The sequence below is a fragment of the Schaalia vaccimaxillae DSM 15804 genome (assembly GCF_000420425.1).
Lineage (GTDB): Bacteria > Actinomycetota > Actinomycetes > Actinomycetales > Actinomycetaceae > Pauljensenia > Pauljensenia vaccimaxillae.
Window position 1 is genome coordinate 94,345 of record NZ_ATUX01000006.1, and the last position, 15,942, is coordinate 110,286.

Annotated in this window: 14 protein-coding genes; 6 read left to right on the forward strand and 8 right to left on the reverse strand. The window is 55.9% G+C overall.

Features of this window, described 5'->3' with window-relative positions:
* Window position 1: 1 nt before the first annotated feature.
* Window positions 2–1,585, forward strand: coding sequence for an apolipoprotein N-acyltransferase (gene lnt / locus G439_RS11030; RefSeq protein ID WP_243442543.1), 1,584 nt, complete (start codon window positions 2–4; stop codon window positions 1,583–1,585).
* A 131-nt stretch (window positions 1,586–1,716) separates the two neighbouring features.
* On the opposite strand, the gene G439_RS0103475 is transcribed toward lnt, so the two are convergent.
* Window positions 1,717–2,082 (reverse strand): RNA polymerase-binding protein RbpA, encoded by a 366-nt coding sequence (locus G439_RS0103475; protein ID WP_022867800.1) that lies wholly within the window; start codon window positions 2,080–2,082, stop codon window positions 1,717–1,719.
* 219 nt (window positions 2,083–2,301) lie between these two features.
* Here G439_RS0103475 and G439_RS11035 point away from each other — a divergent pair, with 219 nt between their 5' ends.
* Together G439_RS11035 and G439_RS0103485 are read left to right on the forward strand one after the other, a co-directional pair.
* Window positions 2,302–3,117 (forward strand): phosphatase PAP2 family protein, encoded by an 816-nt coding sequence (locus tag G439_RS11035; protein ID WP_022867801.1) that lies wholly within the window; start codon window positions 2,302–2,304, stop codon window positions 3,115–3,117.
* Window positions 3,118–3,121: 4 nt separating this feature from the next.
* Window positions 3,122–4,633, forward strand: coding sequence for an Hsp70 family protein (locus tag G439_RS0103485; RefSeq protein WP_022867802.1), 1,512 nt, complete (start codon window positions 3,122–3,124; stop codon window positions 4,631–4,633).
* A gap of 11 nt (window positions 4,634–4,644) precedes the next feature.
* Here the strand turns inward: G439_RS0103485 and G439_RS0103490 are convergent, their stop codons facing one another.
* The 7 genes from G439_RS0103490 to pepN form a co-directional block, all read right to left on the reverse strand.
* The gene (locus G439_RS0103490; protein ID WP_022867803.1) at window positions 4,645–5,202 is read right to left on the reverse strand and encodes a MerR family transcriptional regulator; all 558 of its coding nucleotides are present in this window, start codon (window positions 5,200–5,202) and stop codon (window positions 4,645–4,647) included.
* A gap of 110 nt (window positions 5,203–5,312) precedes the next feature.
* A complete protein-coding gene (ftsR, locus tag G439_RS0103495; RefSeq protein ID WP_026459350.1) occupies window positions 5,313–6,074 on the reverse strand; it encodes a transcriptional regulator FtsR in 762 nt (253 codons plus the stop codon).
* Window positions 6,071–6,502 (reverse strand): FHA domain-containing protein, encoded by a 432-nt coding sequence (locus G439_RS0103500; RefSeq protein ID WP_026459351.1) that lies wholly within the window; start codon window positions 6,500–6,502, stop codon window positions 6,071–6,073. Before G439_RS0103500 ends, ftsR begins: the two co-directional genes overlap by 4 nt.
* 90 nt (window positions 6,503–6,592) lie before the next feature.
* Entirely contained in the window at window positions 6,593–7,342 is a 750-nt protein-coding gene (locus G439_RS11040) for a DUF881 domain-containing protein (protein WP_022867806.1), read from the reverse strand.
* 1 nt (window position 7,343) lies between these two features.
* On the reverse strand, window positions 7,344–7,676 hold the full coding sequence (locus G439_RS0103510; RefSeq protein WP_022867807.1) for a small basic family protein: 333 nt from the start codon (window positions 7,674–7,676) through the stop codon (window positions 7,344–7,346).
* A 1-nt stretch (window position 7,677) separates the two neighbouring features.
* Window positions 7,678–8,523: a DUF881 domain-containing protein gene (locus G439_RS0103515; RefSeq protein ID WP_022867808.1), complete on the reverse strand. Its 846-nt coding sequence runs from the start codon at window positions 8,521–8,523 to the stop codon at window positions 7,678–7,680.
* Window positions 8,520–11,093 (reverse strand): aminopeptidase N, encoded by a 2,574-nt coding sequence (gene pepN, locus G439_RS0103520; protein WP_022867809.1) that lies wholly within the window; start codon window positions 11,091–11,093, stop codon window positions 8,520–8,522. Before pepN ends, G439_RS0103515 begins: the two co-directional genes overlap by 4 nt.
* Before the next feature lie 83 nt (window positions 11,094–11,176).
* Between pepN and G439_RS0103525 the strand changes: the two genes are divergently transcribed.
* The 3 genes from G439_RS0103525 to putP all read left to right on the forward strand — a co-directional run bounded on the left by G439_RS0103525 (window position 11,177) and on the right by putP (window position 15,816).
* A complete protein-coding gene (locus G439_RS0103525) occupies window positions 11,177–12,760 on the forward strand; it encodes a UDP-N-acetylmuramoyl-L-alanyl-D-glutamate--2,6-diaminopimelate ligase (RefSeq protein ID WP_022867810.1) in 1,584 nt (527 codons plus the stop codon).
* A gap of 62 nt (window positions 12,761–12,822) precedes the next feature.
* Window positions 12,823–14,301 carry a ribosome biogenesis GTPase Der gene (der, locus tag G439_RS0103530; protein WP_022867811.1) on the forward strand — a complete coding sequence of 493 codons (1,479 nt, stop codon included), beginning with the start codon at window positions 12,823–12,825 and terminating at the stop codon, window positions 14,299–14,301.
* Window positions 14,302–14,307: 6 nt separating this feature from the next.
* Window positions 14,308–15,816, forward strand: a complete 1,509-nt coding sequence (gene putP, locus G439_RS0103535) for a sodium/proline symporter PutP (protein ID WP_022867812.1) — start codon at window positions 14,308–14,310, stop codon at window positions 15,814–15,816.
* The last annotated feature ends 126 nt before the right edge of the window (window positions 15,817–15,942 follow it).

Here is a 15,942-nt window from a genome sequence, read left to right on the forward strand (position 1 = left end):
AGTGACAGGGTCGAGTCGTTCCCGAGGCCGTTTGGGTGGATTTATTGACGTCGTGGTCTGCGCCCTGGCAGGTCTGGCCATGTGGTGTGCCTTCCCAGATGCGGGTTTGTGGTGGCTGGTCGTGCCGTCTTTGGCCCTGTTCTTCTCACGTATTGACACAGTGGGCTGGGGCAGAAGCCTGCTCTACACCATTGTCTTTGCCACCTGTTTTTGGCTTCCTTTGATTGATTGGGTCGTGTTGGCAACCGGTGGCTGGCTTCCCTGGATTGCTCTGACGGCTAGCCAAGTTTTCTTCTACGCAGTATGGGTGTTGTGCGTCAAACTCATCGAGGTCTGGCACTGGACTATGTCAGTTTTGGGGCAGAGCGTAATCTATGGGATCACCTGGGTGGGCATTGAACAGCTCAGATCGTCTTTTCCTTGGTCGGGTTTCCCGTGGGGGGCGGTCCATCTTCCCCAGGTTGACTCGCCACTTGGCCACTTAGCCCCGTACGGGGGAGAGACCCTGGTTGGTGGTGTTGTCGTTGTCGTAGCAGTTCTGGTTAGGCGAACATTTTCTTTACGGCAAGTCCACGACGTGACGTCTTGGTGGGGCAGGCCAGCGATGTTGGGCCTGGCATGTGCACTATTCGTTGCGCCTCTGGCCATTCCTTTGCCAAGTTCGCAAGAGGCTGGCTCATTGCGTTTGGCGCTCGTTCAAGGTGATGTGCGCCTACCAGGAGCTCAAGCTTTCAGTCGCGAGGGCGAGGTGACGGCTAATAATGCGCAGGTGACAGCCGAAGTTGCAGGCGCAGGTGAGTCTGTTGACCTCGTGATTTGGGGGGAGACTGCGGCTGATCGCGATCCGCGCGAATCCCAGTTGGTTGCAGATTTGGTGTCGCGTTCTTCAAAGAAACTTGATGCGCCTATCCTTTTGGGATTTGCCAATGTCAAAGATGACTTGAGGTGGAATTGGATTGGCACATGGTATCCGGGCGAGGGCCTGGATGAGTCGAACCTGTACGCGAAGCAAAAGCCTGTGCCTTTTGGGGAGTTTATTCCGTGGCGCAGCCTTGTGTCCCGTTTGGCTACCGAGGCGGCCCAGGTCAACCTCGATATGGCTCCGGCAGATAACCCGGGATATATGGAAATCCGGACTGCTTCGGGCAGACAAGTTCCGTTAGCCGTTGGCATTTGCTTTGAGGCAGCGTACGCGTCGATTTTTCGCGAGGGCGTGACAATGGGCGGCCAAATGATTGTCACTCCGTCGAATAACTATCATTTCCTCGATTCCGCTCAGACTGCTCAACAGGGGCAGACGCTGCGTTTTCGGAGTATGGAATTTTCGCGTTCTTCGGTTCAGGCTTCAACAACTGGCAGGTCGTATGTCATTCGTCCGGATGGACAAATTCAAGCAATGACACAACCTCAATCTGCTGAGTATTTGGTTGCCCAGGTGCCTTTGCGCACGTCACTGACGTTAACGACTCAAATGGGGCATTGGCCAGGCTTGGCAGTTCAATGCGCCACCGCCTTGCTGGTGGTGTGTGCGATGACGTGGCGCGCGTTGAAGGCCGCGTTAAAGTTCGTCCAATCCAAGAAATAAAGTCGGATCAATCCAGGAATTAGATGGGATGCCACGGATCCTGAGTTGTTCCGGCCCAGCAGTTCAACACAAGCGGCCTGCGCATAGAACACAGGACGCTTGATACGTCGATCTGAGATTAATATCTTGAATTAGCCCTTGCGGTAGTGACCTTCGGGGCGCAGCCGCCCTTCGCGATACAAAGCAAGTTGCTCTTGCAAGACCACATCGAGTTCTTCAAGGGAACGGCGTTCACACAGCATGTCCCAGTGCGTGCGCACCGGCTTGGCAGGCTTGAGGTCTTCGTCTTCTTCGGCCTCACCAATAAGGTCCGCTGCTGCGCCACATCGACATTCCCACGTCGCCGGCGCGGTGGCCTCGGTCGACAGTGGCACTTCAAATTCGTGACCATTCGGGCATAGGTATTTGACGACGAAACGGTCGGCGAAGACGACGCCTTCTTCCGATTCCATCGACTTTGCGCCGATCTGCATGCCACGAAGTGCGCGATCTGCCATGTGCGGCCTCCTGATATCAAAAATTGAACCGCATTGATTGTACCGGACCGACGAAGCCCCACCGGACTATCCGATAATGTACATTATGTCAGTTTTGAGAAAGGTATCAGGAATCACCCTGATTAAGCCCCCACCCTTGCCTTATTGACAGATCTCCTGTCCGCAATACACCTAAGATCAATTCAGCTATCCGTTCAGTTGATGTGCACAAGGAGCCCCATGAGCTCTCAGACTCGCAGATCCATTGCGCCCACGGCGCTGGACCGGCGCGCACTGGTCAAGGAAGTGTCGCTTGTAGCCCTATGTGCGATGGCCTACTCAATCTTGTGCAACATCGCTCCAATAACAGCTCAAAGCGCTAACGCACACGCCCGACAGATTCTGCGCATTGAGGACCTTCTGGGACTCGACATTGAGTTGTCTGCAAACCTTTGGCTCCAACGCCACCCTGTCATCGCTGAGTCTTTCGCCATCTACTACTCAGTGTCATTCTTCGCACTGACCTTTGGCGCACTATTACTCATCTGGTTTCAGAAGCCCGAACACTACCATTTTTCCCGCAACGTCCTTTTCATCATGACCGGTGCAGCCATGGTGACCTACTGGGTTTACCCTTTGGCTCCCCCACGGCTGCTTTCAGGAACAGCATTCGTTGACTCCGTGGCCCAGCAATCCGCATTCGGTTCTGGATATTCCCAACTATATTCAGCGCTGGGAAACCCTTACGCTGCAATGCCTTCAATGCACACTGGCTGGTCAATCTGGGTAGCCGTATGCCTCGGTTTATTCGTCTGGAAAGCCCCTTGGCAGCGCCTCTTACTTGCCATCCACCCGGCTTTAACCATCATCATTGTCATCACTACTGGCAACCACTACATCCTTGATGCGGTTGCTGGGGCGCTTTATTTCCTCGGGGCTTTCCTCTTCGTGCGAGCCGTCTTCTCCAATATCTGCCATTCGCACGTAGTCACTGATGCCGAGAGGCAAGCAACTGCGACGAAGTCCCCCACATCTGCGGTCACTTCGTTAGTCTGACTCCATGAGATTTGGAGTCGATTTCGGTACCACAACAACCACCGTTGCCACAGTTGACCGTGGAAACTATCCAGTGGTTTCTTTCGAGGATGGTTTCGGCGATGTCTTCGACTCGATTCCCTCCGTCATCGCCTATGACGAGGACGGTTTACATTTCGGATTTGAAGCCGACCGACGTGCGCGCGCCGGTGCCCAACATCTGCGTTCCTTCAAGCGGCTCTTGGCAGATCCCCAGGTCACATCGACCACGACCGTGCGGCTAGGTAACCGCGATTTTCTTCTTCTCGAATTGGTGACCCTTTACCTGCGCTACGTCGCCACAGCTCTTCGCCACTCATCCTCAGTTGCCACATTGGACGATTCTGAGCCTCTTGAAGCTGCTATCGGAGTGCCTGCTCACGCATGGTCTGGGCAGCGCTTCCTCACCTTAGAGGCTTTCCGCGATGCTGGCTGGACCGTCAGATCTATGATCAACGAGCCCTCCGCTGCAGGTTTTGAATACACTCATCGACACGCTGGCACGCTCAACTCCAAACGCACCTGCGTCCTCGTCTATGACCTCGGTGGCGGAACTTTCGATGCCTCCATTGTCGCGGCGACGGGCACAGACCATCAGATCCTTGGAACGCGCGGTGACAATCTGCTTGGCGGCGATGACTTCGACCTCGTCCTCGCTCACTGCATTGCACAAGCTGGTGACACGGATTCTGGTCATCTTGGAGAGGCTGCGTGGTCAGCGCTCATCGACGAATGCAAAACGGCCAAAGAAGCACTCACCCCAAACTCTCGTATTGTCTCTGTACCTTTGGGTGAGCGCATTATTTCGATTCCGGTTCAGACCTTCTACGAGGCCGCTACCCCACTCGTTGAATCAACATTGGCGTCAATGTTGCCACTATTGGTCAATGACGAAAGTGGCGCCAAGCTCGGCGATGATATCGCAGGCCTGTACGTGGTAGGTGGAGGGGCCCAACTCCCCCTTATTGCACGGATCCTGCGCGATCACCACGGTCGGCGCGTTCACCGTTCACAAATGCCGACAGCTTCGACCGCTATCGGTTTGGCAATCGGTATCGACCCGGACGCGGGCTTTACGATGCGTGATCAGCTCTCACGTGGACTGGGTGTTTTCAGGGAGAAAGAATCAGGTGCTTTAGTCTCGTTCGATACGTTGCTCGAACCAGATTTCGCCGTAGATTCTGTCAAGGGCGCTACTATCACTCGTCGGTATCGAGCCGCACACAACATCGGATATTTCCGATTTGCTGAGTATTCGCATCTTGACGACTCAGGCGTCCCGCGTGGGGATGTCCTGCCCTTTGGAGAAGTCCTGTTCCCCTTTGATCGTTCCCTACAGGTTCCTGAGATCGAATTGGGCGCCTACCCCATCGATCGTTGCGCCGATTCACCGCTGATCGAAGAACGCTACAGCGTGGACTCTCACGGGATCGTTTCTGTCCAGATCACCGACATTGAATCGGGATACTCCATTAAGAAGAATCTCGGTTCAGCTTAATTTGGAGTATTTTACGAGGCCGAGAGTTTCTTGCGGCGCCGTTGCGCCAATTCGTCAACGAAAGCATGGTCGGAGTGCTCGACGGGCAGGTCAGCCAATGAGCCTTCGACCTCGCGCCACACGCGCCCAACGGCGATGCCAAACACGCCCTGACCGCCCTGGAGTAGGTCAATGACCTCGTCTGTTGACGTGCATTCGTAAACGGAGGCGCCGTCACTCATCAAGGTGATCGAAGACAGGTCTTCCACTCCCCTGTTTTGCAAGGAAGATACGGCGGTTCGCACCTGCTGGAGCGAGACTCCAGCATCGAGGAGCTTCTTGACAATCTTGAGCACGAGAATGTCGTGGAAAGAATACAGGCGTTGCGATCCGGAGCCGCGAGCTGCCCTAATTGACGGTTGGAGCAGGCCTGTTCGGGCCCAATAGTCGAGTTGGCGATAGGTAATACCTGCGGCAGAGCATGCTACAGGTCCTCGATAACCGAGCTCGTCAGTGTTGAGACCTTCGAGAGGATCTCCGAAGAGCATCGCCTGGCGGGCAGGTGCTGCCTCAAGAGGTTCAGCGCTCACGGTGTGCTCCTTGATTGCGGATACGTTGATGATGCCTTCACGCTAGGCCGGTGCGCTTGTCCGGTCAACGATCCTATGGGCGAGTCTGACCTTCAAGTTGAAGTTGAGACTCAGTCGTTATGTTCAGTCAGTTGCAGAATCGACACTCTAAGCATTTCTTTGTGCAGCTCAGCAATGATTTCGCCGAAGTCCACTGCTCGAGCGTTTGCACGCTCAAGATCACCAGCTCGGCGTCGTGATCTTTGCGACGAAACCGTTTGGTCGATAACATCGACGGCCCGCTCAGCACTGTTACGCACCGTGCGAAGCAAGCGCGCATCAAACCCCATCGATTCCAGCTGAATGACGAGCTGAACCACTTGCACGCAGCGCGAGGGAAAATAGCCGCCAATATCTGGAGTAATAATCCCCAAACGAGTTAAACGGTCAACGCTTGCAACATCAAGCCCCGTTAAATCACACAGATCCCGTACAGGTATCGACTTGCGATTCGCCGTCGCCACAACTCGCCCCTGCGAGGCAACTACCTGGGCGGGACGTACGGGCTCGACCTCGTGCCCTGCATCGAGAGCGAGTAACTGGTCGCCGATGACCTTCAGCGGAGTAAAAGAATCACGCTGCTGAATCAAAACATAGCGAAGCCGCTCAATGTCAGCTTTGGAATACTTTCGGTATCCCGCTGCCGTGCGCGCAGGCGTCACCAAGCCCTGGTCCTCCAAAAAACGAATCTTTGAGACCGTAATCGCTGGGAACTCGGCTTCAAGACGTCCCACGACTTGTCCAATGGAGAGGACAGGATCGCGTGACACTCCTCGTGGCCACGGGCCCAGTTCTTCAATCTGCTCCTCTTTGAGCGCGCGTGCCTGGCTCATGCCTGAAGCGGGGAAGGCTGGTAGGTCAGGCGGTACTTGCCGATCTGGACTTCATCTCCCGCACTGAGTCGCACCTGGTCCACACGTTCACGGTTCACGTAGGTTCCATTGAGAGAACCCGAATCACGGACAATATGTCCGCCGTCCTCGGCAATAAATTGGCAATGCTTACGAGAAACTGTCACGTCGTCAAGGAAAATATCTGACTTAGGTGAACGGCCAGCATTCGTCACTTCTGGATCAAGAAGGAAACGCGCTCCCGTATTCGGGCCACGCATGACGATGAGCAGCGCAGAGCCGGCAGGAAGAGCGTCAACGGCATCTCGGTCCCTTGCAGAAAGGACAACGGGCATCTGCCCGGAATCCTCCAGGCTATTGGGCCCGAAGATCGAAGTGGCGGTCGGATCGAACTCCTGCTGCGAATCCATCGTGTCTCCCCCATCGGTCAGCATTAGTGCAACTCCGTCAGTGTAGGCGCTCAACGCCCCAACGGCAGACACTTGGGTCAACTTCGAGACTCAATCAACGCTCGCATACTGAGGGACCAGAGGCTCAACCGTCGATTCAATGAGCACAGAATCTTCCTCACTAATGGAGACAGTGGCGCCTTTTGCACGCATTTGAGCCGCCGACCCAGCCTGAATTTCGAGCGCCGTTGAAATTGTTCCCGATGCGCCAATCACCCTCCATTGATATGGCGAAGTGATCTTGTGTCCATCAACTTCTATCCCGGATTCATCGGAGACAAAAGACGATCTGACGGTGAGGCGATGACCATTCAGCTCAATGGCCTCAGCCCCCGCATTACGAAGCTCTCCCAAAGTCATGACGAATTGCGTGGATGTCAGACTCGCCTGGTTATCGACCACATTCATCACGACACCCGGCCCCGTTACCGCGGCCTGGCCTGCGCTAATACGCGCCTGCTGTTGGGCGGTTCTTGCTGCCTCTTGAGCAGCTTCCTGTTGAGAACTTGCCGCTTCCAACGACGCCAATTGGGATTGCAATTCATTCCTTTGAATGCGCAGCGCATCCTCTTGAGTGTTGAGCTCATTGAGCAAAACGACCAAATCTTCTTCTGCTAACGACTCCAGGGGATCCTCACGCTGGGCTCGCACCTGTGTCACCAAGGCAAAACCCAAGGCCGCACAAATGACAAGAAGGAGCAGATGCAACCCTCGCGGCATCGCAAAAACTGCCCCTTTGAGCCGATGCCCATACGAGACTGCGTCGCTCTGACGTCCTGACCGATGCGAGTTCCTAGCCATATCACGCCTTGAAGATCAACCGACGAATTGACGCTGTATTGGAGAAGATTCGGATACCGAGAACAACAACAACTGCGGTGGTCATCGCTGAGCCGACTCCCAGCTGAGTTCCCAAAAGAACCAGCAAGCATGCCACAACAACATTCCAGAAAAACGACATGATGAAGACTCGATCCTGGAAAGTACCTTCAAGCCAGGCGCGACCCGCACCAAAGAGTGCATCTAGACCAGCAACGACTGCCACGGGCAAGAAGGGCTGCAACCAAGCCGGAATGGTCGGGTCGATCATTAGCCCCAGAACAATGCCCAGAGCCAGGCCGATGAATGCCAGCATCTTAATCTCCTTCGGGGGTGTCGATAGCTTCGGCGTACTTGAAGACCCGAGGATCGAGCGCTTCCATTGTCAGTGAAGAACTTCCTGCTGTCGTGATCGAAATGCCGTTAATTGATTGAGCACTCGACAAATAATCACCGGTCGTTCCGCGAACGAGGGTCACAGACATTGCGTTGGCATCACCGATTGCCTCAATCTGATAGGGCGATTGAACAGGGGTGACATTAATGAGGATGACGCTTCCCGCTGTGCGAATAAACGTAGAAGGACCAATCCTTTTGCCGTTGATCGAAACTGCTTCTGCCCCTGCCGACCACAGTGCGTTAACCACGACGTTGAGATCTTGATCCCTCACTGCTCCCGACGAACTGCGTTTCAACGCGGCTGCATCATCTGCATCACTCAATGTGACAACCAAGCCTGGACCACTCACCGACGACGTGGCGGTACGCAAAGACACCGAGGGGTCCAAAATATCGGCTCCGCCTGACATTTGAGCCCCGTGTCCCGCAATTGTTTCCGACAGCGTATTAACTTCAGATTCCAGGCCTGTAACTACTACTTGCTGCGACTGTGCCTGCTCAAGTAGTTGAGCGGTAACCCCGTCATCGTCTGGATGTCTCAAGGATCTGACCGCTAACACCGATGCCATACCAAGGGCCATCGCAACGATGATGACAAGTACGCGTTGCCACCAACGACTTCGCCGCCGTTCTTGGTTGGCGTAGTAGCCATAGCCGGCGTCGAGGGGATTAGACAGAAGATCGGTCAATAGGGACATCGAAGCCGCAGGGTCAGCCCAAGCGCGCCCTGACTCTTCGCCATTCTTCTTGTTGGGTTCGGTCATGGCAAACAACTCTTTTGGACACGTTGACTGCGTTCAAGTTCATCAATTTTTTCGATAATGAGGCGCCGCAGCTGAGGCTGAGCCGCCTCATGGTCGGCCAACCATTGGCCAAGTCCATCCAGAAACGTCTTTGTGGCTTCCTCATCTTCGACATTCAGCCCGAGTTCAAGCCCGCCGCGCACATAGCGCATCGCCAATCCTATGGTGTGCGAGTTCCAGAACGCTTCGAGACCATCAATAACCCTTTGAGCATCTTGCGCGCTGCTAGTTGCCGAGGACGTTAAGCCATCCAAGGTAGCTGACAACAGTTCGTTCGAAAGCTCATCGGAGAAGACTCGATTCCACGCCTGAGCCTTCGATTGTGCATCCGGCAGTGAGGCCACGGCCTGACAGTGGTGGCGTTGGGCCTCACCCGAGCGGTCCGCATCTAACCACTGGTCGAGGCGACCGCGAGGTGTCAAACCGCGTGCAGCTAAAGCCCGCCGTGCTCGCCACGCCAAGTCGACATCAGGCCCCTCACTTAAGCCCTCGATATCAAGAGTGTGGCTCGGTGATGACGAGGTCGCGAATATTTCGATGAGTAGCCGTGTCCACATCCTGTGCGCGTCCTCGTCATTGGTGCGAGCGCACACCTGGGCACAAGTGGACATGATTGTTTCGCGCAACTCTTGACGCTTCGATCCTGGCAGAAAGCGACTAACTGCAATCGGCAAGAGGGCCAAGAGTCGGTCTCGAATCGCTGCTTCTTCTTCAACTGGCGCCTGGACGAGCACCGCTCTGACGAAACGCGCCGGGTCGAGCAGACCGTCACGCACGGCATTCCACAGACTTGCCCAAACTACTGCGCGGGTGACAGCTTCGGGGCAACTACTGATCATTGACAAGGCTGTCGCCGTCGAAAGCTCATCCAAACGCGACACCGCGTACGTCAGATCCTCATCATTAACCACGACCATGTCGATGTCATTTGAAGCACCGGGCACATTGAGTATCCGCTCAGGATCAACAAGTGTGGAACGCCCCTGCACACGGATATCAAAACGATGTGTGCGCTGCAGCGTTCCTTCGTGCCGCTTCCACGTCGAGACAATGACACGGTGAGGACGCAGATCAGAACTCGTCACAGCTTCGCTCGGACGCTGTTCTAGGGTCAAGCCACTGATGCACCCCACCGCGTCAACATTCCATGAGGCACTTAGAACTGACGGGCCACAGGTGTACAGCCATGCGTCGCGCCAATCATCCAAAGACTGACCACTCGCTTCTTCCAAAGCCTCCAGAAGGTCTGCTAGCGTCGTGGCACTAAAAGCGTGAGTCTGAAAATATTGGCGGGCAGCTGCAAAGAACGCCTCCTCGCCCACCCAGGCGACGAGTTGTTTAAGGACCGCCGCTCCTTTCGCGTAGGTGATGCCATCGAAATTCGTCTTCGCAGCAGCCACATCGGCAATGTCTGCGGCAATAGGGTGGGTCGTGGGCAGCTGGTCTTGTTCGTACGCCCACGCTTTGCGATTCATCGCGAAGGACGCCCATTCGCTGGTGTATTGGGTTGCTTGCGCCAGGGCGTAGGCTCCCTGGTTTTCGGCGAAAGATTCTTTGAGCCACAGGTCGTCCCACCACGCTGGCGTCGCCAGATCTCCGAACCACATGTGGCACATCTCGTGCAAGATGGTGTTTGCTCGCCTCTGGCGTTCCGAATGTGTAGGCACGCTGCGGGACAGGTAGTTCTCGTTAAAAGTCACGCACCCCGGGTTTTCCATCGCACCCAGGTTGTATTCGGGTACGAAGATTTGATCGTAGGAGCCCCAGGGGAAAGTAACGCCGTAATGGCGGTGATAGAAGTCGAAACCCTGACGCGTCACTTCAAGAATGTCGTCAGCGTCCATGTGCTCGGCTAAGGCCTGTCGGCACATCAAACGCAGTGGCACTTCGACGTGGCCGTTGTCCGCCGCTCCCCCACTCCAGGTGCCCCCATCGACCACTGCCCACTGTCCTGCAACGACAGCAGTGATGTAGCTCGACAACGGGTGCGTGCGGGAGAACTCGTGAATCCGCAAATCCCCTTGCTCACTGGCAGATTCTTGGATTCCGTTGGAAGTGACTACCCACCCGCGTGGGGCGGTAACGCGGAAGAGCCAGCGGGGTTTGATGTCGGGTTGATCGAAACATGGCCAGGCCCGATGGGCGTCATTGGGCTCAAACTGGGTGTAGAGGTAGATCCTTTGGTCTTCAGGATCGACGTATCGATGGAGTCCCTCCCCACTTCGAGAGTACGAGCAGCGTGCACTCACACTGACCTCCAGGCGGCGGTGAGTGGGGATGTCGTGCAATGTGACTCTTTCGCCGTCTGCTTCATGTGGCCACACGCGTCCATCGACCGTGACTTGCTCGACGTCTCCAGCGATGTCGATGAAGAACTCTGGGCTGGATGTCGTTAAAGAAAACCTGGATGTTACCGGATATTGGGATGCTGAGATGTCGTGTGCCGTTGATAAGTCGAGGTCGACATCAACCTCGGTGACCGTTAAGTCTTGGGAACGTTTGCGCGCTTCATCACGTGTCAGCATCTGCATGACTGCGATTCTATGGGCCTTGATCCTCAACACCCACGCTTACGGCCCGCGGGTCCAATAGGCAACGACGTTAGAGTGTGCCCATGAGTTCTGTCGTTGATATCCGTCCGACCATCGATCCGATGCCCTTGAGCCACGCACTCGTAGGCGTCGACGTCATTTCTGTCATTGACCAGCAGGGACAACAGGCCAGCGTGGATTCACTTGAGGAATATCCTGGAGTTCGCGGAGTGACAGTGGCAAGCGATGACTGCGATCAAGACTGGATTTTCGTTGCCATCCCCGGCTTGACTCAGCACGGAATTCGCTTCGCGTCTACGGCCGTCGATGCCGGAGCCACCGTTATTCTCACCGACGAGGACGGTGCCAGGCAGGCAGCAGACTTGGCCTCGCCCGTTCCTATTGTCGTGGTTGCTCATCCTCGCCGAGAAGCGGCTCGTATCGCGGCAACGCTCGCCAATCGTCCCGCTCGTCGACTCACAACAATGGCGATTACAGGAACGAACGGCAAAACCACGACCTCGTACCTCATGAGAGCCGCCCTTAAAACAAAGTTTGCAGACCCTGCTCTATGCGGAACGATCGAAACTCGAATCGGTGATCTGCGTTTCCTTTCTTCGCGCACCACGGCTGAAGCCCCCGTGATTCAACGCTTCTTGGCTTTGGCGGCCGAGAGAAATCTTGGAGCAGCAGTTGTTGAGTCCTCATCGCATGCTCTGAGTTTTCACCGGATTGACGGGATTGTCTTCGACGTCGTGGGCTTTACTAACCTGCAGCATGACCACCTCGACTATTACGGGGATATGGACACCTACTTCGAGGCGAAGAAGCAACTTTTCACCCCCGCCCATGCACGCCGTGGAGTTGTCTGCGTCGATGACGAGTGGGGCCAAAGGCTTGCGCGCGAATCCGAGATACCCGTTGCGACCGTTTCAGCGCTGACTGATCACCAAGCCGACTGGCAGGTTCGTGATACGCACCCCGACCAGCGCATTAGTCGGACCGTGTTCACTTTGATTGATCCTGACGGAGGTCGTCATCGGGTCGCCATGCCTTTATTGGGCCAGGTCAATGTTCAAAACACCGCCGTGGCAATCGTGTCCGCCGTCCAATTGGGCTACGAGGTCAATGAAGTGATCACTTCGGTAGAGAACGCCGAACAGATCCCCGGACGAATGCAAAAGATCAACCCTGAGGCCACCGACCAGCCCCTCGTTATCGTTGACTACGCGCACACACCCGAGGCATTGGAATGGACTTTGCGCTCCACCCGAGAACTGACCCGCGGACGCCTCATTATTGTGTTTGGCACCGACGGAGATCGGGATGCGTCCAAACGGGAAGGGCTTGCCCAAGTTGCGGCACAAGAGGCCGACATCTTGTGGGTAACAGACGAAAATCCGCGCACGGAAGACCCCCAAGAAATCCGCGACTACCTCATGCGCGGTATTGCCAACGTGCGGCCCGACCTTCACGATGTCACCGAAGTTAAAACGTCGCGACGAGACGCCACGCGTATGGCGATCCAAGCAGCCCAAGCCGGCGACACCGTGATTCTTACTGGCAAAGGCCCCGAGTGGTACCAGGAAGTCATGGGAGTTAAACACGCCTACGACGACGCAGCAGTCGCCGCTGAAGTCCTGCACTACAGCTTCACGGATCACTAAAACGGGCACGGCGCCTGCGGTCGCTTGGGCGCCCAGACCTGCCCACCCTTTAGACTGTTCAGGTGATTGACAACGACTTGCCGATTGAGCCCGCCGACAACGACGATATCGAGGCACGTGCGCGCGCGATGCGCGCGAGCCTCGACCAATTCGAACTTGACGACGAGGACCTTGCCATCCTCTCGGGGCAAGCCACTATCCAAGATGTCGACGATATCGAGGCGGGCCTTCCCGTCCTCGCCATTGTTGGACGTCCCAATGTCGGAAAGTCTTCCCTGGTCAACCGCATTATTGGCCGCAGGGAAGCCGTTGTCCAAGACACTCCTGGAGTAACTCGCGACAGGGTCTCCTACCCTGCTGAGTGGGCCGGCCGAGACTTCACCGTTGTCGACACTGGCGGCTGGGAAATCGACGTGAAAGGCCTTGATCGTTCCGTAGCCGAACAAGCAGAAATCGCCGTCGATCTTGCCGACGCGGTCATCCTCGTCCTCGATGTTTCCGTAGGGGTCACCTCGTCAGATGAACGCATCGTGTCCATGCTGCGCACCAAAGGCAAACCCGTCATCCTGGCTGCCAACAAAGTCGATTCCGCCCAGCAGGAAGCCGACGCCTCCTATCTGTGGTCCCTTGGAATGGGCGAGCCCTACCCCATCTCAGCTCTTCATGGACGCGGCACCGGCGACCTTTTGGACGCTGTCATGCAGATTCTGCCAACGCAATCAGCAATTGCTCAGGCTCTACCTGCTGGAGGACCTCGCCGCGTCGCCCTCGTCGGCCGGCCCAATGTGGGAAAGTCGTCGTTGCTCAACTCTCTAGCTAAGTCCAACCGCGTCGTCGTCAACGAGCTTGCCGGCACTACCCGCGACCCCGTCGACGAACTCATCACTCTGGACGGCCGCGAATGGTGGTTCGTTGATACTGCAGGCATTCGACGCAAGATGCACCGCACAACAGGGGCCGACTACTACGCTTCCATCCGCACCCAAGCTGCCTTGGAAAAGGCCGAGGTCGCCCTCGTTCTCTTTGACGGCTCCGAAAAACTCACCGAACAAGACGTTCGCGTCGTACAACAAGCGGTCGATGCCGGGCGCGCCCTGGTGATCGTCAATAACAAATGGGATTTGGTTGACGAAGAACGCCAAAAAGAATTGCGCGATGAACTTGAACGCGAGCTCGTGCAGGTCAAGTGGGCGCCACGCATCAACCTTTCGGCCAAGACGTCGTGGCATACCAACCGGATTGTTCGAGCCCTTGACGAAGCCCTCGAAGGTTGGGAAACCCGAATCCCCACGGGCCAGCTCAACGCATTCCTAGGCCAATTGGTTGCCGCTAATCCCCACCCGCTACGCGGTGGAAAACAACCTCGAATTCTTTTCGGAACCCAGGTTTCCAACCGGCCTCCCCGATTCGTCCTCTTCACCACGGGATTCCTTGACCCCGGCTATCGACGCTTCATTGAGCGTCGCCTGCGTGAAGAATTCGGGTTCTCCGGCTCTCCCATTCAGATTTCGGTGCGCGCACGCGAACGACGCAGGAAGTAACTTTTGATGACTGACCATTCCTATCAGCTGATCGCTATCACCATTTATTTCGCGGTCATGCTGTCGATCGGCTGGTACGCGTATCGAAAAACGAAGAGTTTTGACGGATACATGCTGGCAGAACGGGGTTTAAGCCCCGCAGTGGCCGCGCTCTCAGCAAACGCAGCCGATATGTCAGCCTGGCTCCTCATGGGCCTTCCCGGTGCGATCTACCTGTCGGGGCTGGTGGAAGCCTGGATTGCCATCGGTCTGACTATTGGCGCCTGGCTGAATTGGAAATTCGTCGCTCCGCGCCTGCGTGCCTATTCCGAAATCGCCCAAGACTCCATCACCATTCCGTCGTTCTTATCCAATCGGCTGGGCGAAGGCTCACGCCCCCTACGTATTGCCGCAGCCATCGTCATTCTGGCTTTCTTCACCTTCTATGTGTCGTCAGGAATGGTGGCAGCAGGCAAATTCTTCGAAGCCTCATTCGGCCTGCCCTACCTGGCGGGAATGCTGATTGTCGCTGCTATTACCCTGGCCTACACCGCTTTCGGTGGATTTCTTGGAGCAACACTGACAGACGTTGCCCAGGGGCTCTTAATGCTTGCAGCGCTGCTTTTTGTTCCGATCGTGGCAGTTGTGGAGCTGGGTGGTTTGAGTGCAGCAACGCAGGCAATCACCTCAATCAACCCCGATGCCCTCAACCTTTTTGCCGGATGGAACGAAAAGGGTCCCATCCTGTGGATTATTGGGATCATCTCAACCGCAGCTTGGGGCTTGGGATACTTCGGGCAGCCGCACATCATCGTGCGTTTCATGGCGCTGCGTAGCCCACGAGAAGCCGTGGTCGCACGCAGGATCTCCACCCTGTGGATGGTCGTCACGGCAGTGGGTGCGATGTTCACAGCTCTCATCGCCATCGGCTATTTCGGGACCAACACTAACTTGACGCTCGAAGACCCAGAAACCGTATTCCTGGCGATGTCTCGGGTTTTCTTGCACCCTCTGGTTGCCGGTTTTGTTCTGGCAGCTGTATTGGCCTCAATCATGTCCACGATGTCCAGTCAGCTAGTGGTGTGTTCATCGGCGTTAATTGAAGATCTGCTGGCGTTGACTGGGCGCATCTGGTCGCCTGCACGCAAGCTAATGCTGGGCCGTGTGGGCGTGCTGATCATCGCGCTCATTGGGGTGATGCTGGCATTGGACAAGGACAACGCAATTCTTGGTCTTGTGGCATTCGCATGGGCCGGATTTGGCGCGTCCTTTGGACCCCTGATACTGCTGAGCCTCTACTGGCGCAAACTAACCCCCACAGGGGCTTTTGCGGGTCTCATCGCCGGAGCCATCACCACCTATGTATGGGGTACAGTTGATGTGCTCTCTAACGCGATGTATGAGATTGTTCCCGGGTTCATCACCAATCTAGCGGTCGCAGTCGTTGTTTCAAGGGCGACGTATCGAGCTTCTGCCGGTGTCGATGCTCAATTTGACGCTATGGAGAGGGTCCTTAAAGCCCCTGACGCGCAGTGAATTGCGCTGCACCGTCATTCGGCCAGCGTTTTCGATAGTCCTCATGCTCGCCTGATTGTCAGAATGCTCGTCTTAATAAGCTACGCGTCGCGATATCTGTTACAAGTAACCACTTCGTGGCCACAA